Annotated in this window: 18 protein-coding genes; all 18 read left to right on the top strand. The window is 59.3% G+C overall.

Annotated elements, in window-relative coordinates; genetic code table 11:
• Positions 1–186 precede the first annotated feature (186 nt).
• The 18 genes from ACOCG7_RS13775 to nodC all read left to right on the top strand — a co-directional run bounded on the left by ACOCG7_RS13775 (position 187) and on the right by nodC (position 22,352).
• A complete protein-coding gene (locus tag ACOCG7_RS13775; RefSeq protein WP_421375944.1) occupies positions 187–1,467 on the top strand; it encodes a PucR family transcriptional regulator in 1,281 nt (426 codons plus the stop codon).
• Positions 1,468–2,310: 843 nt separating this feature from the next.
• Positions 2,311–3,054, top strand: a complete 744-nt coding sequence (locus tag ACOCG7_RS13770; protein ID WP_421377634.1) for an acetoacetate decarboxylase — start codon at positions 2,311–2,313, stop codon at positions 3,052–3,054.
• 34 nt (positions 3,055–3,088) lie between these two features.
• Positions 3,089–3,886: a 3-hydroxybutyrate dehydrogenase gene (locus ACOCG7_RS13765; RefSeq protein ID WP_421375942.1), complete on the top strand. Its 798-nt coding sequence runs from the start codon at positions 3,089–3,091 to the stop codon at positions 3,884–3,886.
• Positions 3,883–5,109, top strand: a complete 1,227-nt coding sequence (locus ACOCG7_RS13760; protein ID WP_421375940.1) for a DUF3734 domain-containing protein — start codon at positions 3,883–3,885, stop codon at positions 5,107–5,109. Before ACOCG7_RS13765 ends, ACOCG7_RS13760 begins: the two co-directional genes overlap by 4 nt.
• A 624-nt stretch (positions 5,110–5,733) precedes the next feature.
• Positions 5,734–8,571, top strand: a complete 2,838-nt coding sequence (locus ACOCG7_RS13755; protein ID WP_421375938.1) for an ATP-binding protein — start codon at positions 5,734–5,736, stop codon at positions 8,569–8,571.
• A gap of 409 nt (positions 8,572–8,980) precedes the next feature.
• Positions 8,981–9,805: an alpha/beta fold hydrolase gene (locus tag ACOCG7_RS13750; protein WP_421375936.1), complete on the top strand. Its 825-nt coding sequence runs from the start codon at positions 8,981–8,983 to the stop codon at positions 9,803–9,805.
• A gap of 195 nt (positions 9,806–10,000) precedes the next feature.
• Positions 10,001–10,369, top strand: coding sequence for a DUF3331 domain-containing protein (locus ACOCG7_RS13745; protein ID WP_421375934.1), 369 nt, complete (start codon positions 10,001–10,003; stop codon positions 10,367–10,369).
• A gap of 111 nt (positions 10,370–10,480) precedes the next feature.
• The gene (locus ACOCG7_RS13740) at positions 10,481–11,302 is read left to right on the top strand and encodes an alpha/beta fold hydrolase (protein ID WP_421375932.1); all 822 of its coding nucleotides are present in this window, start codon (positions 10,481–10,483) and stop codon (positions 11,300–11,302) included.
• 331 nt (positions 11,303–11,633) lie between these two features.
• Positions 11,634–12,044, top strand: coding sequence for a potassium channel family protein (locus ACOCG7_RS13735; protein ID WP_421375930.1), 411 nt, complete (start codon positions 11,634–11,636; stop codon positions 12,042–12,044).
• 64 nt (positions 12,045–12,108) lie between these two features.
• Complete coding sequence (locus ACOCG7_RS13730; RefSeq protein WP_421375928.1) at positions 12,109–12,585, top strand: DUF3331 domain-containing protein; 477 nt, start codon at positions 12,109–12,111, stop codon at positions 12,583–12,585.
• Between the two features lie 341 nt (positions 12,586–12,926).
• Positions 12,927–13,208 carry a YtcA family lipoprotein gene (locus ACOCG7_RS13725; protein WP_421377632.1) on the top strand — a complete coding sequence of 94 codons (282 nt, stop codon included), beginning with the start codon at positions 12,927–12,929 and terminating at the stop codon, positions 13,206–13,208.
• Positions 13,205–14,254 carry a multidrug transporter subunit MdtN gene (gene mdtN / locus ACOCG7_RS13720; RefSeq protein WP_421375926.1) on the top strand — a complete coding sequence of 350 codons (1,050 nt, stop codon included), beginning with the start codon at positions 13,205–13,207 and terminating at the stop codon, positions 14,252–14,254. The genes ACOCG7_RS13725 and mdtN overlap by 4 nt, the downstream gene beginning before the upstream one ends.
• On the top strand, positions 14,235–16,250 hold the full coding sequence (locus ACOCG7_RS13715) for an FUSC family protein (protein ID WP_421375924.1): 2,016 nt from the start codon (positions 14,235–14,237) through the stop codon (positions 16,248–16,250). Before mdtN ends, ACOCG7_RS13715 begins: the two co-directional genes overlap by 20 nt.
• Positions 16,237–17,778, top strand: coding sequence for a TolC family protein (locus tag ACOCG7_RS13710; protein ID WP_421375922.1), 1,542 nt, complete (start codon positions 16,237–16,239; stop codon positions 17,776–17,778). The genes ACOCG7_RS13715 and ACOCG7_RS13710 overlap by 14 nt, the downstream gene beginning before the upstream one ends.
• Before the next feature lie 721 nt (positions 17,779–18,499).
• Complete coding sequence (locus ACOCG7_RS13705) at positions 18,500–19,021, top strand: acyltransferase (RefSeq protein WP_421375920.1); 522 nt, start codon at positions 18,500–18,502, stop codon at positions 19,019–19,021.
• 681 nt (positions 19,022–19,702) lie between these two features.
• Positions 19,703–20,347: a NodA family N-acyltransferase gene (locus ACOCG7_RS13700; protein WP_421375918.1), complete on the top strand. Its 645-nt coding sequence runs from the start codon at positions 19,703–19,705 to the stop codon at positions 20,345–20,347.
• Positions 20,344–21,063 (top strand): chitooligosaccharide deacetylase NodB, encoded by a 720-nt coding sequence (gene nodB, locus ACOCG7_RS13695; RefSeq protein WP_421375916.1) that lies wholly within the window; start codon positions 20,344–20,346, stop codon positions 21,061–21,063. Before ACOCG7_RS13700 ends, nodB begins: the two co-directional genes overlap by 4 nt.
• Positions 21,060–22,352: a chitooligosaccharide synthase NodC gene (gene nodC, locus ACOCG7_RS13690; RefSeq protein ID WP_421375914.1), complete on the top strand. Its 1,293-nt coding sequence runs from the start codon at positions 21,060–21,062 to the stop codon at positions 22,350–22,352. The genes nodB and nodC overlap by 4 nt, the downstream gene beginning before the upstream one ends.
• Positions 22,353–22,417: the final 65 nt, after the last annotated feature.

The raw sequence follows: 22,417 nt of genomic DNA, 5'->3' as shown, positions 1-22,417 counted from the left end.
CCCGTACATCATAGCGGACCGCCTTATTGCCGCAGAACCCGCGGCCTTCCGATGACAGCGTTTTTCCGGTCTCGCGGCAAACTCGATGGACCTCCTTCGGCCTGCGATATGCGATCATTCGCTCAGCTCGGCACGACACAAACGGCGGCTACGATAAGGATGTGTCGGAACTCCTGGAGAAGCGACATGCATGACGGTGTAGCAATGAAGGCAGGCAAGGTATCGCTCTTATCGAATGGGATTCCGAAGTTGGAGGGCAAACTATATGACGTGACCTTGCGCGTGTCAGCAGAGTTGACAGATATCGTCGATGAAGTCCTCGCATCGACGGTTGAATCGGATGATGCTTATGCGCATCTCCCAACCGCAACCGCGCATGATATTCGGGAGCATATAACGTTCACGGGAGAGCTATGGTTTCGTACTTTACTCACGGGCGAGGATTTGACACCGAAAGATTTCGCGACCATCCAGGAGGTCGGGCGGCGCCGTGCGAACCAGGGCATTCCTTTGAGTTCCGTTTTACGTGGATTCAGAATAGGCTGTCTATGTATGTGGCGCGCCTTTCTGCGAGGGGCGGGCGAGGATCGCGAAGTGAGGGACGGCCTTCTGTTCGCCGTTTCGCCGTATCTCCTGCAACACTTCGACAAACTGGCGCAAGGCACATCTGCTGCGTATCTGGACGAACAATACCAGCGAGCCCGGTGGAAAGAAGCCTTGAGATACGAGCTGATCACTCTGGTCTTCAGATTCCCCGACGATGAGACACGGTTTCGCAAGACATGCGAGGCCCTGAGCATCGATCCCACAGCCTCTTATGTTGCGGCTGTCATGGATGTCAGCATGCCGGAGGTCCCACCAGACCGCATCGAACACGAATTTGACCAGTTGCTGCTCGCTATTGCCCACAGCATAAAAGCGGATGTCAAGGTTCTCGTCAGGACCATTCATCGTGGTCATCTGGTGGTGTGGATTCCTTCCACTCGCGGCGACTCCGTTTTGATTACGGACGGACTGATGCAAACGCGCGCTCAGGCATTGATCAGATTCATACCCGGAATCAGCAGAATTGGTGTGGGCCTTGCAAATACTGGCGCCGCCGGATGGGCAGCATCCATGGAAGAGGGCTTCAAGGCGCTCGATAGCGGTCACTCCACGAAGGGATGCGACGCATGTTTCATGTATTCGGACGTCGCCCTTTACGAGAGCGTTCTGAAGTCCGGCAACGCGCTGCGTTACCTTGACTCGATCATCGAGCGCCTCGCGCATGAGCCCTATCTTCTTCAAACGCTGGCGGCGTACTTCGAGCACGGCCAGCATCAGAAACGTGCGTCGGCGGCGCTGAAGGTGCACCCTAATACGCTCAACTATCGACTAACGAGGATTGAGGAGATTCTGGGAGCCACATTGAGCGACGCGAACTGGGTCGCGCGTCTTGCTATGGTGGTACGCCTTCGTGGTCTTTAGCTGAACCTGATCGTCCGAACTCACAGGCGAGCGTCTATTCAGCCTTCATCGCGCAGGACGATCGAGGGGATCGGCTCAGCCGTTTCATGACGCATTTTCCGTCACTCTAGATAACGAAATGTAAGCGGCGCTGTGCTAAACCACAAATTTTATGGTTTTCTTCACAAGCCGCTCTCAATTCATCTTTGCTAACATCGTCTTTTGTCTGAGCGAGGCATTTCACGACCTGGAATAATTCCGGCAAGGTAATAATTCTCTGCTTTCTCATCAGAAGACGAATTATGACGAATCCGGCGGGATTTCAGGTGGGGTGATTACGCATTCGGCATGGAGTCTTTGTCGGCAATCTGCTTCACGTTATCGAATCACATTTCAATTTTTCGTTACGCTTTCGCTCCTACCTTCGTGAACCGGACGGCGGGAAATTGCAGTTTAAAAAACAACGTGCGATTAAGAACTGGTTATGGCGGGTAATGTAAGTGTCACGGATCGTGCTTTAAAGCTGGTTTCATGTCGATCGACCATTGGCGACGCCGTATCTCGCGCAATAAGGGAACGCGCTCGCCGACTGGCGCACCAATGGTACGCGGTTCCACGGTGTATTCGTCCGCACGAGGGAGCACTCACAAGGGGTGTAACGCTGGCACCATAATCCTGACAGCCGCACTAGACAAGACCTCCATTAGATATCGGCCGAACGTAAATCGAAGTTTCGAAGTGGATCCGGTCGGGCGCAAAAAGATCGTGGAACGAAAACGGGTTTTGCAAGCCTTCTCTGATTTTTCTTTCACCGTTTCGCTGAAAGCGAAAGCGCGCTGTTCAGCAACCAACCGGGGTTATGATATGGATATCAAGAGTGTTGGTAAAAATGCATTTGCGATGCCGCTGACGAGTCCAGCATTTCCGATGGGACCGTACAGGTTTTGCGATAGGGAATTCCTGATCATCACCTATCGCACAGACATGGACCGTCTAAGAGAAATCGTACCCGAACCGTTGCAAGTTGAAGAACCGTTGGTACATTATGAGTTTATCCGGATGCAGGACTCGACTGGCTTCGGAGACTACACGGAAAGCGGACAGGTAATTCCAGTGTCTTTTAATGGAGTTCGCGGTAGCTATACATTGCAAATGTACCTCGACGACCATCCGCCCATTGCGGGCGGGCGGGAATTGTGGGGGTTCCCCAAGAAGCTCGCGCAACCAACACTGAAAGTTCATACCGACACTCTGATCGGCACGTTGAACTACGGACCGGTGCGTGTAGCGACCGGCACCATGGGATACAAGCACCGGGCTCTCGATGTCGCCGTGCAAAAAGATCGTCTGGCGGGCCCGAATTTTCTGCTTAAGATCATTCCCCACGTCGACGGTAACGCAAGAGTTTGCGAACTTGTGCGCTACTACCTCGAGGACATTCACATGAAAGGGGCCTGGACCGGGCCGGCATCGCTGGAGTTGGCGCAGCATGCGCTTGCTCCGGTGGCCGAACTGCCCGTGTTAGAGATCGTGGAGGCACGGCACGTCATCGCCGATCTCACGCTTGGACTAGGCGAGGTTGTCTTTGATTACCTCGCGCAACGCTGACTTCAACAACACGCTTATTCGAAGGAGTCGCCATATGTTTTCCACTGGATCAACCCTTACCGGGAAAGTCGCGTTAGTCACCGGTGCCGCCAGCGGTATTGGGCGTGAAATCGCCTTAACGCTATCGCGCGCGGGAGCCGCGGTTGCGATCGCCGACCTCAACGAAGCGGGAGCAAACGCGGTTGCGAACGAGGTTATCCGCAGCGGCGGGAAAGCGATAGGTGTCGCAATGGACGTGACGAACGAGGAGGCAGTGAACGGCGGTATCGATCTTGCCGTGGCCGAACTCGGCTCGCTGGACATTCTCGTGTCGAACGCTGGCATCCAGATCGTGAACCCCATCGAAAGTTACGCGTTTCCGGATTGGCGAAAGATGCAAGCGATACACGTAGATGGCGCCTTTCTCACCACTAAGGCTGCGCTCAGGCATATGTATAAAGGAGACAAAGGCGGGGTTGTCATTTATATGGGATCGGTACACTCCCACGAGGCCTCCCCACTGAAGTCGGCGTACGTGACGGCCAAGCACGCGCTGCTTGGTTTGGCGAGGGTGCTTGCGAAGGAAGGAGCGAAACATAACGTCCGTTCACACGTTGTATGTCCGGGTTTCGTCCGTACGCCCCTCGTCGACAAGCAAATCCCGGAGCAGGCGAAGGAACTTGGCATCAGTGAGGACGAGGTGGTGAAAAGCGTCATGTTGGGCGGAACGGTGGACGGCGTATTCACCACCGTCGAGGACGTCGCACAAACAGTACTCTTCCTGTCCGCGTTTCCGTCGGCCGCACTGACTGGGCAGTCCTTCGTTGTGAGCCATGGTTGGTTCATGCAATGAAAGCTCATGGACCGGTCGACAGGCGAATCAAAGACACTGCGGATCTGCACGGAGCAGCAATCTCAACAACGCGAACACAACTGCCTTCGTACGAAACCGTGGCGTTAGTGCTTCAGGGAGGCGGCGCACTCGGTGCATATCAAGCAGGTGTGTTTGAGGGGCTGCACGAGGCCAACATCCACCCTAACTGGATTGCCGGCATATCGATTGGAGCGCTCAATACTGCAATCATTGCAGGCAATCCACCTGAGAGCCGGCTCGGCAAGCTTCGCGAGTTCTGGGAAACTATTTGCCGTCCAGCATATTCTCCGCCGGTACCTTCGAGCGTTGAGAACATGCTGTTCAACTCTCACGAGTACCTGAGACGCTCGTTCACCAACTTTCAGGCGATGGGTGCGATTGTTCAGGGACAGGACGGATTCTTTGTGCCGAGGCTTCCTCCGCTTTTCCCGTGGGCCGAAAGGCGTCCGGAGCAAGCCAGCTTGTACGACACGTCGCAACTGAAGTCGACATTGTTACGGCTATGCGATTTCGATCGAATTAACGATGGCGATATCCATGTGTCCGTCGGCGCGGTCAACGTCGCAACCGGCAATTTTGCCTATTTCGACAACACGAAGACCCGACTAGGCCCCGAGCATTTCATGGCTTCAGGTGCGTTACCGCCTGCGTTTGCACCTGTCGAGATCGACGGCGAATATTTCTGGGACGGAGGGGTGGTGTCGAACACGCCGCTTCATGAAGTGCTACGCGCTACCCCACAGAAAGATTCACTGATATTTCAGGTGGACTTGTGGACCGCGCAAGGGCTGGTGCCGAAGGATCTAAACGAAGTCGCGGCCCGGCTAAAGGATATCCAGTATTCGAGCCGGACGCGCTTCGTGACGGACATGATGCACCGCAACCAACTGTTCCGGAACATGCTGAAGCACGTGCTCGAGACTGTGCCGGAAGATGTGCGAAAGGACAACCGGTGGTGCCGGGAAGCGCAGTCTTTGGCTTGCAGCAAGCGATACAACATACTGCACCTCATCTATAAGGTGAAAACATATGAAGAGCACTACAAGGATTACCAGTTCGGAGTGTCGACCATGCGTGATCACTGGGCGAACGGCCTTAACGATGTCCGCAAAACGCTCGCTCAGGACCGGTGGCTCGATATGCCGGTGAACGATGCAGGTTTCGTGACGCATGACATACATCGTCTGGATCGGCCAGCTTAGTCGATGTTCGGCCCTGCACTCAGGCCTATCTGCCTGGAAAATGCTACGCGTATCCGGATGATTGCCCCGCCATCGGCCGTGCGCTGCAACCCCAGGACTGATGCTCATAACGGAGATTGCCAGCATGGTCATGCAATATCCGACAGGTCGTGTCTCATCCTTGGTAAAAGGACCGTATCACCCGCGCGGCGCGAACTCGTCCACCGGGAAAGCGCCTCAAGATCGGGAAAGCTGGATTGCAAGGCACTATATAAGGTAGATTTGGCTCAGGCAGTCGACCCTGGGCCGCTACCTTCATGTAGATCGACAGGTCTGATGGTCTAACTCCAGGTTGTCGCGTGCCATCGACCCGTCGACGCGGTCTCGATAGCCTTGGCCCGGCCATGAGCGGCGGGTCCGGTTGCGCATCAATCGTTGACAGTCGGGGCACCGGTCCCGCAGGCACCCTCCGATCAACCGCCCTTTGGCGTGTTTGCCGGATTAGGCGAAAGCGCTCACTCGCGAACCGCCACCCAGATTTACGCGTCCTGTCTTCTGTCGGCAAGAGATGTGACGCGGACTAACTGGCCACTCGGCCCCACCTGCTCGCCGGAGAGCGCCAGATAGCTGCCTCAGAGACCTGAAATGACAGATCAGACGATTGAAAGGTTTTGTTTCGGGCGAAGTGCGGTGTTGCCGCGACGTCGCGAATTGTCATACGACAACGCGATTGTCGAAATAGGTGATCGTGCTTTCGACCTCCTGCTTGCTCTGATCGAGGGGCGCGGCTCAGCGATCAGCAAAGACCGTTTAATGGCGCTGGTATGGTCTGGACGGATCGTGGAAGAGAATACGCTAGAAAGTCAGATCTCGATTCTGCGTCGTGCGCTCGGCGACGACAGAAAGGCGATACGCACGGTCTCAGGCAGGGGCTATCAATTCGTCGGTGATCTCAAGGGTGGCGTGCGGCCGCCGTTGTTGTCGTCGCAACAGTCGAGAGTACTGTGCGTCGACCTCCCGGCTAGCCTGTCTGCACTGGTCGGCCGCGATACGGCGCTGCGGGAGATCACCGAGCTTGCGGCTTCACATCGCTTGGTTACACTGGTCGGCGCGGGCGGGATCGGCAAGACACGCCTCGCTATCGAGTCGGCAAGGCAACTCGCATCGCGTTTTCCGGAGCGGGTTTGCCTTGCGGAACTCGCGTCGACCACGTCCAGTGAATTTTTGCCCATGACCATTGCACGGGCGTTGGGGTTTCCGCCCGGCGAGGGCACGCCTTCATTTGATCGCATCGCGGCGAACATTCAGGATAAGCAGATTTTGCTCGTGCTCGATAATTGCGAGCATCTTGTTGAAGCTGCGGCGCGGATTACGGAGAACCTTCTGAGAGCGTTGCCGGGTGCCACGGTCATCGCGACGAGTCGCGAAGCTCTGCGTATCACGGGCGAGTACGTCTATCGGGTGGCATCCCTTGATGTACCTCCCGACGATTTCACTGAGGGTCCGGAGCAGTATGGCGCAGTTCAACTGTTTCGCGCGCGGGTCGGTTCGGAAATAGTCTGTTTCCGTAGCTCGGATCATTCGCTTGCACTTGAGGCACGTATCTGCCGACAGCTTGACGGCATTCCGCTGGCAATCGAACTGGCGGCGGCGTGTGTGTCTGTGTTCGGATTGCGAGGCGTAGCTGACCGGCTGACAGACCGCTTCCAGTTGCTGACTCAGGGAATGCGCACGGCGCTGCCCCGGCAGCAGACGCTCCGTGCAACGCTCGATTGGAGCTACGCGCTACTATCTAGGCCGGAGCAGATCGTGTTGGCTCGCTTGAGTGTCTTCGCCGACAGCTTTTCGCTAGAATCGGCCCAGGCCGTTCTCAGCTTTGCAGACATGGCGTCGGACAATGTCGCCGGCTGCGTCATCGGGTTGATTAATAAGTCGCTCGTTTCGGCCATCAACGTAGCCGGCCGCATGCGTTATCGCCTGCTGGAAACGACGCGCGCCTATGCTCGAGATAAGCTGCTCGCAGGGGGGGACCTGCGTGAGCTTTCATACAGGCATGCGCGGCACTACCTGGCTGTTTTCCAGCAATCGGAAAGCGAGGCAGAGTTTCGGGCGGATGTCGACTGGAGCGCTACGTATGGCCCCCATCTGGAAGATCTGCGCGCCGCGGTCAGTTGGGGGCTAACTGACGAGGGCGATGCGCAGGTCGCCGTCGACCTTACGATCGCCAGCGTGCCCTTGTCGATGCGGCTTGCGCTGCTCGAAGAGTGTCTGGCGCGGGTCAACGCGTCGCTTGGCTGGCTGGATAAACAGCCCATCAATGCGGATGAGCGCCGCATGAAGCTTTATGCGGCGCGTGGCGCGTGCTTGCTGTACCAGAGTGCGGGAAAGGAAACTGGCCTCGCCTTCAAGGCCGCGCTGGCAATCGCCGAAGCCCTCGGCGACGCCGAATATCAAATGCGTGGGATCTGGGGGTGCTGGAGCTATTCGTACCTGAATGGCCTCTATGCAGACACGCTTGCGTTTGCCTACCGGTTCGGAAAGCTGGCATCGGCGTCTCCGCATAAATCCGATGACCTTGTCGCAAACCGTCTGATCGGAATCGCCCATCTCTTTCTCGGCGAACTCGACGACGCCCGCATGTACCTCGAACGAACGCTCGAGCGCCACGCCAGTTCCAGTCGCGTTCACCGAATGCGATTTTTATACGACGAAAAGATGCTGGTGAGCTCATCGCTATCGCATACGATGCTTTTTCAGGGGTTCCCCGATCAGGCGATGCGAGTCGCCGAGCAGGCGTTTGAGAGCGCACGCGAACTTGATCACTTGCCTTCGTTGTGCTTCGCTTTGAGCGAGGCGGTTTGCACCGCGGCCTTGACGACCGGCTCCGACACGGTACTGGAGACCGCCGTTGCTGAACTTGCTCACGCGACGCGCCGTCACGGCGTTTCGACGTGGAAAGCGCGTGCACGCATGTGGGAGGCGTTTCTTCAATTGCGATCGGGTAACTCGGAAGTTTTCGAGCGCGTGATCAAGCCAGCCCTTGAAGAAATCGGCATTGCCCGCTTTTTCGTCACGCTCAGCCCTTTCCTGTCAGCAGTCAGCCAGGTGCTTGGCGCCCAAGGAAGGGTGGTCGAAGGCATGGCATTAGTCATTCCGGCGATCGAGCGAGCGCAGCAGAGCGGCGACGAATGCTCGCTGGCTGAACTGATGCGCGCAAAAGGCGAGCTCATGCTGCTCATGAAGTCGCCAGCTACCGTGTCCGACGCCGAAAAAGTCCTGGCCGAGGCGCAATGCATCGCGCACCAGAGGCGTTTTCTCACCTGGGAGTTGCGCTGCGCCATTAGCCTTGCCCGTCTCTGGCACTCGCATGGAAAAAGTCAGGAAGCGCGCGAACTACTGCAGGGTGTCTACTCCCGCTTTTCCGAGGGCTGGGGCACGGCCGATCTGGTTGCCGCGCGGACGCTGATCGCGTCGTTCCCGTAAATATTGAGCCGGGGGTCTCCGGACAACGCGGATATCACCCCATCGCCGCGTCCGAAGGCTGGCTTCATCACTGGACACGCCCGCGTCCTTCCACCGTGGCTCGCCAGAAAATTTCAGGTCGTATCAGGTTCTCACAAGGACCGATGCCGGGTAGGCGGCTATCTTGGCTCCGCAGCGTTTCAATCCCCGGTCACCCTTCTGGGTGCAAATGTCTTCCTTCATCCCAGAGAATAATTTGAAATCGACTAACCCTTTATCCGTGTCCTCCGAGTCGCGTCGCAAACTGCTGGGCACTGGCTCCGGGGCTATTGCCGCCGCCTGTATAGGCATGCTGCCTCTCGCCCGGCCTGAATCTGCCCATGCGTCTCAACCCGGAACTTCCTTCCACAATCACACAGAGGCGAGCACCATGAAATATGTGACCACAAAAGACGGTATCGAGATTTTTTACAAGGACTGGGGCACCGGGCAGCCCATCGTCTTCTCGCACGGATGGCCGCTGAGCGCTGACGACTGGGATGCGCAGATGATGTTTTTCCTGCGGCACGGCTATCGCGTCATTGCGCATGATCGCCGGGGCCACGGCCGTTCGACCCAGACAGCCAATGGTCACGATATGGATCATTATGCGGACGATCTCGCGGCGGTTACCGCGCATCTCGATCTGAAAAGTGCCATCCACGTTGGCCATTCCACCGGCGGGGGAGAGGTCGTGCGCTATCTGGCACGTCACGGCGAGAGTCGCGTGAACAAGGCCGTGCTGATCAGCGCCGTGCCGCCACTGATGGTGAAGACGGACGCGAATCCGGGCGGGCTTCCCAAGCAGGTCTTTGATGAGTTCCAGGCGCAGGTCGCCAACAACCGGGCACAGTTCTATCGCGACGTCCCTTCCGGTCCCTTCTACGGTTATAACCGGCCAGGCGCCAAAGTGTCCGAAGGGGTCATCCAGAATTGGTGGCGCCAAGGCATGGCAGGGGGCGCCAAGGCGCATTACGACGGCATCGTCGCCTTCTCCCAGACCGATTTTACGGAAGACCTGAAGAAGATATCCGTGCCGACTCTCGTGATGCACGGCGACGATGACCAGATCGTGCCGTACGCAGATTCCGGACCGTTGAGCGCCAAACTGTTGCGCAACGGGACGCTGAAGACCTACAAAGGCTTCCCCCACGGCATGCCTACGACCGAAGCGGATACGATCAACGCTGATCTCCTGGCATTCTTTAAGTCCTAAGGCGACAGTGACTCCGTGGCACCGAAGAGGGGGCGACAGCGTGGCATCTCCGTTGCCGCACTTCTGCCGGTGCCACCGCGCGGCGCCTTACGCTGCTGGATGTAACGCCATGACCGCCATCGCTTCGCTCACGTGGGGCGTAGCGTAGCCAAAGTGTCGAACCGTGCATTTTTGGGGTTTGCCATTGGAGAAATCATGCAACCGGATACGCAGTACGAAACAGCGTTGTGGCAGCGGATCGTTGACGCAATCGCCTATGTTTCCAATCCGGAATCGTCAGTGTCCCAACGAGCTTGTGGCCTGCCGTGGGAGGATCGGCGGGCGCCGTCATCACGCAAGCCGGCCGCAACCCGGAGAAACGTCTCCATGATTAGCGCGATCGAATTGCAGAGTGAATTAGTGGCATTGGTGTCGTGGTGCGATCCGACGAGATGCCGTTACATCGACCAGGTGTGGATCGGCGTGACCGCGTGCAACGATGGCTACCGTGCACTCACCGGCCGCCGCATCCATCGCGGCGATCCAGTTTTTAAGCCGCGGGCACCCGTGCGCGGCCGCCTTTGAATATCCTCGAGAGGATACTCGCCGGAGCCGTCACTACGCTACAGATTGGTGAGGCCGCCTGATCCATTAAATCTGCGCAATCTTCCTACTTGGTGGGCAGGAGCAAGCAACGTGACATACGTGACGATGAAAGATGGCACTGAAATCTTCTACAAGGACTGGGGCAAGGGCCCGCCGGTTATCTTCTCGCACGGCTGGCCACTCGATGCGGACGCGTGGGACGCGCAAATGATGTTTCTGCTGCAACGTGGCTATCGCGTCATCGCACACGACCGCCGCGCACATGGCCGATCGACGCAGGCAGGCGACGGTCACGATATGGATACTTACTCGGATGACCTGGCCACACTGATGGATTTTCTGGACATCGAGGATGCCACGCTCGTTGGACATGCGACCGGCGGGGGCGAAGTTGCGCGCTACATTGGGCGGCATGGCACCAGACGTGTCTCCAAAGTCATCCTGATCGGCGCTGTGCCGCCGCTCATGCTAAAGACCGACGCCAACCCCGGCGGGACGCCTATGGAGGTATTTGATGGCATCCGCCGAAACATAACTACCAACCGTGCGAGGTTCTTCAAAGAACTCGCCGTCGTCTTTTATGGATACAACCGGCCGAATGTCAAGGCTTCCCAGGGTCTGATCGATACGTTTTCTGCCATCGCCATGAGGGGCGCAATCCTTGGCGAATACGAGTGCATCCGGGCGTTTTCAGAAACCGATTTCACTCACGATCTTAAGCGGTTCGATGTACCGACTTTCTTTATCCACGGTGACGACGACCAGATCGTACCGATTTCTGATTCCGCGCTTATCGGTTCAAAGCTTGTCAAGAACTCGATCGTGAAGGTCTATCCGGGCGCATCGCACGGCCTCTGCGCGACGATGCCCGATCACGTCAGCTCAGACATATTCGCATTTATGGCCGATTGACGCTGCATCTTGGCAAGAGGGCGCCACACCTCGCAACGCCAGGTTCCGGAAAACAGCATGAGTGAATTCACCACAATTACGGACCGACGGTACATTTTCGGCTTACGTGGCAGGTTCAGCGCTCAGGCAGCACGAGTTATGGTCGACCTGCAGGAAATTTTCGGAGTGAATGCGATATGGGGCAGACCGCGGACGAACTGGCAATGCAAGGATTCATGCAATCTGTCCAGTTCTGTTCTGGCGCGCAGTGCCGTGATTTGCGCGATGTCGACGTAAAGAATGTTGTACCGCACGGATATCCGTGAGGCGGTGGTCCCGGAAAGAAGGGGGCTTGAGAAACTATGAGGTCCATGATTTGAACGATGCATCCCGCAACGGTGTTCGCGCCCAGATTCAACCGCGCCACGCGGTTGCCGAGATTGCCAGGATCCTCTGGCTCCTGCGAGGCATTCTGGCAATCCTACTGATTATTTTCCTCATTTTGTCGGCGTCGATGTATTACTTAGGGGGCGCAGTCGATGCAACCACGCGAACACAATCATCGCCAGGTGAAACTTTCTACTTTTGTGCAGTCACGGCGCTCACCATCGGTTACGGCGACGTGATACCGACCACGATGCCGGGTCGGATCGTCGCGGTCTCGCTTGGGTTGCTCGGCGTGTTAATGACGGGCGTGGTAACGGCTTCCGCTGTCTACGGTATTCAGGCGGCTGCGCAACGGGCCGGCCTGTTACATCGGTAGGTTTGGATGTTTGACGGATGGCAGCAACGGGCTGGCGCATCCCTAATTCTGTGTGCGGTTGGATATGGCCGATGACCTGATAACTCCGGATGGTGCTTCAGAGCCCATCGAGTGCCCGTCCATGTTGGTCTGGCACGCAACGCTCGCGCTTCTACACACTCTTTCGGGTTTGCCCGAGGACCGCAGCATATCGTTTGACGGACGCGAAATGCCTGAACTCGACGCGAACTGCCGACAGATAGCGGATGGCGCACCACCGATGAACTGCCCGAAGACAATTTCGATTGTTGAACGGATCAGTGAAAACGTTGTGACGATAAGTTGGCGTGACTCATTGACGGGTTGCTATCAGGAACAGCGTTGGCTGCGGCGGTCATCACGCAAACCAGGAAGATGCTCGTTAAGTGGCGCTCGAATTGTCCGCGGGTCTCTTGTCTATGCGCCGGCAGAAAGAACACTACCCAAACCCTGCAACGCCGGCGCAATGATCCTGGCAACTGTTTTGGAGAAGGCCGTCATCACGCAATGCGCGAACTCATAGACCGAAGCTTGTATGCAGGCCGTCCCGACGTGAATGATCACGGCGGAGTACGCACGCACCTTGCAGGTCGTTTTCAGACTTTTTCTCACATTCGTTGCAAAAGCGAACGCATCTGTTCAGCAAACGTCATGCAGGCTCGTTGTTCGAGCTGCCCTGTTCGGTCGGACAGATATGTATGCAGAACGGGAGACTCACCTCGCTTTCCGGTCGATGGGGCCAACAGCGAGCGACTTTGTTATGTTGACACAGTACCGTTGGTTTCGTTGTTTCTTTCGTCGATTTATTGAGATCATCAAGCCGCAATGCCTTGCAAAAACATTCAAAGAATCGTGTGCGGTTCGATGGGTCGCCCTGAGCGGCACGTGTCTGCGATCGCTACGCTAGGCGTGTCCTTACAGGGTTGCACGCTACGAGGCGCGCCTTCGTACGAAATCTTTGGCGGTTATTTCCCACTCTGGCTAGTTAGCGCGATAGTCGGCCTCGCCGGCGCTCTGATCGTTCATCGGGTTTTCCTCGCCACCGGATGGACACGGGTCGTCCCGCTTCAGCTCTTCGTCTGCGTGGCGGCCGGTCTGACGGTCGCCGTACTCTTCTGGCTTGCGGGAACGGGGCAGCTTTTATGAAAATCGCCGGTTTGCGCGCAGCGTCTTCGAAGGGCCGCGTGATTGCCTGCGTGATCATCGCAATCGGCGTCGCGGCGGCGGTCTACGCCTACGACCGGACGACCAGCTTTCCATCGACCGATGACGCCACGATCGATGCCGACGTCGTCCACGTGGCGGCCAGCGTGGGCGGCCGGATCGTCAGGCTCGCGGTGCAGGAAAATCAGCGAGTCGCAAGAGGCGACGTGCTCTTCGAGATTGACCCGGTTCCTTATCGTCTCGCGCTAGCACAAGCCCAGGCTGATCTTGAAATGGCGCACGCGGCGCTCGACACGCGCAGGAAGACGATCGTCGGCGAACGCGCGAATGCGGTGATTGCCGGGGATCAGACCGGCAAGGCGGCGCACAACTACGAGCTGGCCGCGCGCAATGTGCAGCGGCTCGCGCCGCTCGCGGCGCAAGGTTATGTCCCGGTGCAGCAACTTGATCAGGCGCAGGTCGCCCAGCATGACGCCGGTTTGTCGCTCAGGCAGGCGCAGGAGCAGAAGCGCGCGAGCGCGCAGACAATCGGCGACGAAGCAGACGCCGTCGCGCTGGTGCATGCGCGCGAAGCCGCGCTCGCGCTCGCGCAACATGGGCTCGACGACACTGTCGTGCGCGCGTCGCAAAGTGGCTACGTTACGGGTCTGTCGGTGCTGGCCGGCGAAACCGTCGCGCCGAATCAGTCGATCTTTACGCTCGTCAACGCTGGCGAATGGTTCGCCGTCGCGAACTTCCGTGAGGGGGCACTCGCGCGCATCGAAGCCGGTGATTGCGCGACGGTCTATTCGATGATCGACCGTAGCCAGGCGATTCGCGGCAACGTGGTCGGCATCGGCGCAGGCGTGTCCGATTCGGATCGGGTCAATCTGCCCCGCGCGCTGCCGATCGTGCAGCAATCCGTGAACTGGGTGCGGGTCGCCCAACGCTTTCCCGTGCGTATACGTCTCGACGAGCCAGCCAGCCGGCTCGTTCGAGTCGGCGCGAGCGCTATCGTCGAGGTCCGGCATGGCCCAGCCTGCCGGTGATCTCGCCCGTCCGGGCGCCGCCGAACTCCTGAAGCTGCTCGCGCCCTCTCCCGGGCGCGCGGCGATGGCGTTACGCGTCGCGCTGATCTGCGCGCTGACGGTGCTGGTAACGAGCGCTTACGGCACGCCGGACGCGGCCCTTTCGGCCTACGTCGTGTTCTTCCTGAACCGGCCTGACCGGGTGCTCAGCGTGATTGTCAGCTCGGTGCTGCTGTTGCTGATCACCGTGATTATCGGGCTCGTTTTCGTCGTCGCCCTGTTCGCGCTGGACGAGCCCATCTGGCGGGTGTCGTGCATCGCCATGCTGTCCTTCGGACTGCTGTTCCTGACGTCGGCCAGCAAGTTGCGGCCGGTGGGCGCGACCATCGCGTTGATCGTCGGCTATGCGCTCGACAAGTTGGGCAGCGTGCCATTTGGCGAAGTGGCGACGCGCGCCCTGTTCTACGCGTGGCTAATGGTCGCGATTCCGGTGGGGGTGTCGATATGCGTAAACGCATTGCTCGGGCCGTCGCCGCGCCGGCTGGCCGGTCGCGAGTTAGCGAGGCGCCTGCGGGTCGCCGCGCGCAGCCTGAGCGAGCCCGACGCGACGCGTGACGCACTTGGCGGCTGCCTGAGGGAAGGTGACGGACAGATCGACTCCTGGCTCAAACTTTCCGTTCTCGACGGATCGTCGGCCCGTGCGGACGTACCCGCGCTGCGGCAAGCCGTTTCATCGACGTTCGCGATTCTGGTCGCGGCCGATCTGGCAGCGCGCGAACCTTCGGCCCGCCTGCCGGCAGCGCTTGCCGAGCCGGTCGCCGGGACGCTGGAGACCATGGCCCGGATGCTCGACGCAGGCGGATATCCAGTCGACATCAAGCTCGACCCGGCCGCCGCCACGGGACTAACTGCGCTCGCGCAAGTCGTTCTCGGCAATCTGCACGACGCGATCACCCGCTTCGCCGTGGTCCCTGTGGATACCGAAGCTTCGCCGCCTACGGCCCAACCCGGCGGCTTCTTCCTGCCGGACGCTTTCTCGGATCAGGAGCATGTCCGCTACGCGCTGAAGACCACCTCGGCGGCGATGTTTTGCTACCTGCTCTATTCGCAACTCGACTGGCCCGGCATCCACACCTGCTTCATCACCGTGTACGTGGTGTCGCTCGGCACCAGCGCCGAGACTGTCGAAAAGATGACGCTGCGGATCGCGGGATGTCTGCTGGGCGCGCTCATTGGCACAGCGGCGATCGTGTTCGTAACGCCCATGCTCACCTCCGTTTTCGAATTAATGGCGCTCGTGTTGATCGGCGCATCGATGTCGGCGTGGATCGCGTTTGGTTCGCCCCGTATTTCCTATGCCGGATTTCAGGTCGCCTTCGCGTTTTTCCTGTGTGTGATCCAGGGCGCGGCTCCCGCCTTCGATCTGACGCTCGCGCGCGACCGCACGATCGGAATTCTGCTCGGCAATGTAGTTGTGTACCTGATCTTCACCCGTGTTTGGCCGGTGAGCGTCGCCGCGCAAGTCGACGCGGCGCTGACCATGCTGCGGCAGCAGTGGGAGCATCTGGCCGGGCTTGCACACAGCGGCACGCGCCGCGCGCAGGCGGCGGCCGCCATGGCCCGGCGCGGCGCGCTCGAAAACGATCTCGGGCTGATGCGTTACGAGCCGGCATGGGTACATCCGGAGCCACAGTGGATCGCTGAGCGCCGCGCCTGGCTGGCCGCGCTCCACGCAATAGAGGGACCAATGTTCCTGCTCGCCGAACACGGCCCCGGCGACCGCACGATCGACGGCTGGCTCTCGCGGTTCAATGGCGGCCCGTTGCCAGCTTCAGTGGCGAGCGGCACGGCAACGGCTGCGCAACCCGCTCCGCACCAATCGCCCGTTCAACCGGATCCCGCAACCACCGACATGCGCACCGCATTGCTGACACTCGGCGATGGCCGCCTCGCTCAACTCGAACATGCCGCGTCGGCCGACGCGTCGAAGGACTCCACGACTCATGCGCCGGCTTAACGCTCCATTCGCACTCGCGATCCTGGCCGCGGCGGTTTTGACCGGATGCGCCACGTCGTCGCTGGATATGGCGCCGGAGCGTCCTGACCAGCCGTGGCAGCCGCAAACCGATGCGACCGGTGCCATCGTGCCGGGGCGGCCCGCCTCGGGCGCATCGCCGCAGGGCTATACGTTGCCCGCAAATTCGGTACTCGCCGCCGTGCCGCCTCCCCCGGCGCTAGACGATGCGCACGCCTACGGGCTGCCGGAACTGATCGATCTGGCGGAATCGGCAAACCCGCTGACACGCATCGCATGGAACGACGCACGCAATGCGGCGCTCGCGGCTGGGATCGCGAAGAGCGCCTATCTACCACAACTGTCCGCCGCAGCGTTGGGCCAGTACACGGGCTTTCACGACGCCAATACAACCGCGTTCGGCAATTCGTCGGCGAGCGCATCGGGACATGGGGCGACCGCGGTATTGGCGCTGCAGTGGCTGCTATTCGATTTCGGCGGACGTGCCGCGCGCGTCGAGGCTGCGTCGCAGATCTCGGTGATCGCCAACGTCGGCTTCACGGCGGCGCACCAGCAGGTGATCTTCGACGTCAGCGTCGCGTTTTACACGTACCAGGCCGCGCGTGCCCGACTCACGACGACGCGGCATGGTCTCGACAATGCCGATGCGATCCTGACCGCGGCACGGTCGCGCTATCGGCATGGTGTCGGCACCGTCATCGAAGTGGCCCAGGCCACCCAGAACCGAGCGCAGGCAAAGCTCGCGCTCGTCGAGGCGCAGGGCGCGGAAAGCAACGGCTATCTGACGCTGATCTCCGCGATGGGCATCTCCCCGCTATCGAAACCGAAGATCGCCGAAATGCAGGCGCATGCACTGCCGAAAGAGGTAAACGACTCAGTCGACCGGATCGTGTCGTCCGCGATTGCACAGCGCCCCGACGTAGTGAGCGCATATGCGGCCGAACGGGTCAATCTGGCAAGAGTCAAGGTCGCCGAGTCGGAATTCATGCCGAAGATTTTTGTCTCTGCGACGGGGGCGTATAACAAAGGGAGTAGCTCGATTTCGGCCGTGCCCGCCGTGGGACAGCAACTGCCGACGGTGAACCTGAGCGGTGGCCATTACGGTGGCAGCGTGATCGTTGGCGTCACGATCCCAATCTACGACGGTGGTTTTCGCTCGGCGGTGCTCGCGCAGGCTCGTAATGATGCCGACAGCGCATCCACCCGCCTCGCGCGGAGCCGTGAAGGGGCCGTTCGCCAAATCGTCGCCGCGCAGAACGCACTTCAGACCAGCCTGAGTGCGAACGCGGCCGCCAATGAACTGCTCGCCGCCGCACAGACGACCTACGCCGCCGCGTTTGGCGCGTACCGGCACGGCGTCGGTTCAATCACGGATGCTCTGCTCGCGCAGAATCAACTGCTGGCAGCCAGAAACGCAGATACCGACAGTTACAGCGGTGCGTTGTCGGCAGCGGCAGCTCTCGCGCTTGCAAGTGGCTCAATCGATTCGATGTCGAAACTGTCCGAATAATCAATTTGCATTCGATCCGAAGCTGCGAAAAAGCGCTGCACTCGCATTGCCGGGAGAACATCGCGTCGACGGCGATACACAGTTCGGGTTTTAGGCCAGCGGCAAAGTTCAGCAGGGACTGTGTCTTTAGTTGCGCACGCTGGATTCCGTCGGGAACTATGGCGGACCGCAAACCGATCCTGACGCAAGCGACGGTACAGACCGATCCGCAGTTGCAGTCCTACATCCTTGCGAACTACAACATTGCCTCGCCGGGTCAGGTGCCGAGTCAGTTCACCTATACACCATCATCGATTCCGACCAGTACCGGTTCGAACTTGCGGATATTCATGACGCTGACTAGCGCGAACCCGACCTCCGCTGTCCATCGGTCGCAGAGATAGAAGGAGCTCGCTTCGACGCAACCAAAGCTCGTCGGTCGCCAGTGCGTCCTCAATATCCTGGCAAGCGGCGAACTCGGGATGTACCGCCGCAAGCACCTTTTGTTCGACAAGAAGTGGCATTGCGAGTAAATGGCGAAATCATTCCATCGCTCTGCAGCGCTCTGTCCAGTTACATCTGAGAGGATGAGAGTTGCAGTGGAATCGTAGAGCTTTACATCCGGCTCTATGGTAAAAATTCACGCTCAGCTTTCTCCAACCGCTCGTCGATTCCCACATCGGCAATCTCGTACCGGCCTACCGTCCATCTCTTGCAGCGACACAACCCCATGAAGTTAGTGATGGCACTGAAACGACACCTTTTCGTGAGCTTAGGCAACGCGCTGCCCAGGTACGACCCTTTCAATCACATCCGTGCTTCGCTATACCGCAAGGCCGGCATGTCTATTGGCAAAAACGTGACGATCGTCGGGCCGTTGACCGTAGAGCGGAGCTTGAACGAGGAAGCAATTCGCGGCATCTCGATCGGAGACCGGACGTATCTCAACGCTGATACGCGCCTGGCCTGTCGCAACAGCCGGATCTCGATCGGCATCGACGTGCTGATCGGGCCGAACGTATCGTTCGAGACGGCGACGCACGATATCGTGTTTGTCCCCAAACTCGGGCGGAGGCTAGATCACCATGAGATTCGCGTCGAAAACAAGGTGTGGATCGGTGCGGGGGCGACGATCCTGCCCGGAGTGACGATTCACGAGGCAGCGGTGGTTGCAGCCGGTGCCGTGGTCACGAAGAATGTGCCGGCCTATACGCTCGTCGGCGGCGTGCCGGCCCGAAAAATCAAGGATATTGCGCGCACGTGACGGTCGCTCGCGCCGCGTTACGGAGATGTCAGCGCGGGCGAGCAGACCAGAGATCAATTCCGCGGCAACCTGATCGTTTCCCGAGGTGGCCAATTCAACGGCGTCAGTTGGCGCGAGACGGCCGCACCGGTCGAAGCCGCGTTTAAGGGTTTCCCTACCGCAAGATCAGCATCGCCTTGATCTTTTTTCTTCATGCCCTGACAGCGCCGCGATAACCGTCCACATACGATGGGACACGCATCCATCGACTTGCTTTCGAGTGCCACGATGGTCCCCTATGTGTACGAAAAAAATGCGACTACGCGCAATGCTCAATGCCAATGACACGAAGTATGACCTCGCCGGCTACCTATATAGCGGCGACGCGGCATTTATCTGGCGCAACGCAACTGCGCATCGAGCGGTGCATGGTGACCATCAACTGCGGACTAATCTCGAGCGAGGTCAAGCACGCGTGCCAAATCAACGTTGACGTTCGCTAGTTCTAACTATCAGCCAGGAAAAGAAGCGGAATCCGGCACCACTCCCGTTTCAAAAATGAACAAGCTCCGTGTTGATAGCTTCCTTTTCAAACTGACAAAGCGCCGCCAGTAGTAATCGAAATAGTCGTCATCCGCGTTCCCCGATATCAAGAAGACGCCTCGTTAGCGAAACTCAAACAGATTTCCGAGGACAAGACGCATGTCGCCGTTCAATGAGCGCAACCCCATAGAAGATAAGGACCATTGCGAGAGGCCGCCCCTGCATTGGAAAACATACTGGGAGAACGAATTACGGCCGGACGATCATGCGCAACTCGCTGAGTTCTTTCGAGTTGTTTACGGGGCCGTGAACCGGTCGAACGCGCGAATTTTCGAAGGCAACCGCAGTTGGGCCGGGGCGCGGCCCGAACTGCGAATCATCGGTTACGACGCGCGCGGAGTCGCCGCCCATTACGGCGTGCTGCGCAGGTTCATCAGACTCGGCACGGTCGATCAGTTCGTTGCCGAAGTGGGGCTGTACGCGGTTCGCTCCGATCTCGAAGGTTCCGGAGTCAGTCGCCACGCCGCAATGAACGTCGTCTATCCGACGCTACGAATGCTGAAGGTTCCTTTCGGGTTCGGGACGGTACGTCATGAGTTGAGACGGCATCTCGAACGAATGGGACGACATGGGCACGGGCGTGTTCTGTCGGGCATGCGCGTGCGATCCACGGCCCCGCAAGTGGCGTTCGAAACCCCGCAGATGCGGGTTGAAGACGTGCTGGTTGCTGTCATTCCGATCGAATGCTCGATGGACGATTGGCCTGCTGGCACGCTCATCGACCGCAACGGGCCGGAGCTATGACGCGCATCCGCGGACGACGCTCCTCGTGCTGCGCATCGGCTGCGTTTGAACTGGACAGTACAGAAGCCAGGGAACGGGAGCAGGCGATTTTCCTGACGTTCGATGACGGGCCCAATCCGTTTTCCACGCCCGATTTGCTCGACGTGCTCGCGGAGCACGAGGTCACCGCTACCTTCTGCATCATTGGCGCTTACGCAGCCGAATATCCCGACCTGATCCGCAGGATCGTTGCGGAAGGCCACGGGCTGGTCAATCACACCATGACGCATCCGGACTTCTCTGAATGCACACCGGACGAGATCGACCGGCAGATTGGCGGGGCGAACGAAGTCATCGCGTCGATCTGCCCGCAGGCATCCCTACATTACGTGCGCGCGCCGTACGGAATCTGGACAGCGCAAGCGCGGGCTGCATCGGCGAGGCTGGAACTCGAACCGCTGACCTGGACCATAGATCCATGCGACTGGTCATGCCCTGGCGTCGACGCAATCGAACAGGCCGTACTGGACGCTGCCTGCCCCGGCGCCGTCATTCTGCTGCACGACGGTTGCCCGCCGGACGAACTGCCGCCGGACGGTCATCGCGGCTTGCGTGACCAGACCATCATGGCGGTCCGCCGCCTGATTCCGGCGTTGCATGATCGCGGCTTCGTATTTGCGCCGCTCCCCTGTCGCTGCGCGATATCACCTCGCAATACCCACATTGACATGCCATGAGCACGCTCGCTATCGTCGGCGCGATCGCTGTCCTATCGTATGCGGCGCTCGCCATCGGCTACAAAGGCATGCAGGCGCTATACATTCTGCGGGCCGGGCGTTCGACGCGCGCGCGGTGCGCGGCACCGCGCGCAAGCTGGCCGAGTGTCGACGTGATTGTCCCGTGCTACAACGAGGCCCCGGCCATCCTCGCGGCGTGTTTGCGTTCGCTGGCGGCGCAGGACTACCCGGGCACGTTGCGCGTCTATCTCGTGGACGATGGTTCCAGCAATCGGGATGTCGTCGTGCCAGTGCACGAAACATGGGCCGGCGACCCAAGGTTCACCTTCGTTCTGCTTCCGCGCAATGTCGGCAAGCGCAAGGCCCAGATCGCCGCGATACATCGCTCGACCGGCGAACTGGTGATAAACGTCGACTCGGACACCGTCATCGCCCCGGATGTCGTGCGCAAGTTGGTCGACGCGATGGCCGATCCCACCGTCGGTGCCGCCATGGGTCAACTGGTCGCGCAAAACCGGAGCGCCACCTGGCTCACGCGGCTGATCGACATGGAGTACTGGATCGCATGCAACGAGGAGCGCACGGCGCAGGCCCATTTGGGCGCCGTCATGTGTTGCTGCGGCCCATGCGCCATCTACCGCCGGTCCGCCATCGCCAGCGTACTCGAGCAATACGAGACGCAGTATTTCCGCGGAAGACGGAGCGATTTCGGCGAGGACCGCCATCTGACGATTCTCATGCTGATGGCGGGACTGCGCACGGTGTATGTTCCCGATGCGATAGCGGCGACCGTGGTGCCGGAGCGATTTGGGCCTTATCTGCTGCAACAGCTTCGCTGGGCGCGCAGCACCTACCGCGACTCGCTGCTTGCGCGGCGCCTGCTGCCACGCCTCGATCGCTACATCACCGTCGACACGATTGGCCTGCAACTCGGCCCGCTGTTGCTGGCGTTCTCGGTGCTGACGGCATTCGCGCAAATTGCGTTGAGCGCGACTATTCCGTGGTGTGCGATCGTCGTCCTCACCGCGATGACCGTCCTGCGCTGCGGCGTTGTCGCATGGCGCGCCCGGCAACTGAGATTTTTGGGCTTTACGGTGCATACCTTCGTCAACATTTTCATGCTGCTGCCGGTAAAGGCATGGGCGCTGTTGACGCTCGACAACAGCAATTGGCTGTCGCGCACGACACGTGCGACTGCGCGCGACGAGCACAAAGCGCAAATGCCGGATGCCGCTTACGACGGGGAAATCGTTGTCTGCTCGCAGGCCGAGTCGACGGAGCCCATGTGATGAAGCCAGAGGGCCATCCGGTCTTCATGTGTCGCCCGACCTGCTCACGCCTTTTTTATCGACAC

This window comes from Paraburkholderia sp. DD10 (genome assembly GCF_049177125.1).
Classification (GTDB): Bacteria; Pseudomonadota; Gammaproteobacteria; order Burkholderiales; family Burkholderiaceae; genus Paraburkholderia; species Paraburkholderia terricola.
The sequence above is the reverse complement of the archived record's forward strand: the minus strand, read 5'-3'. Positions and strand labels throughout refer to the sequence as shown.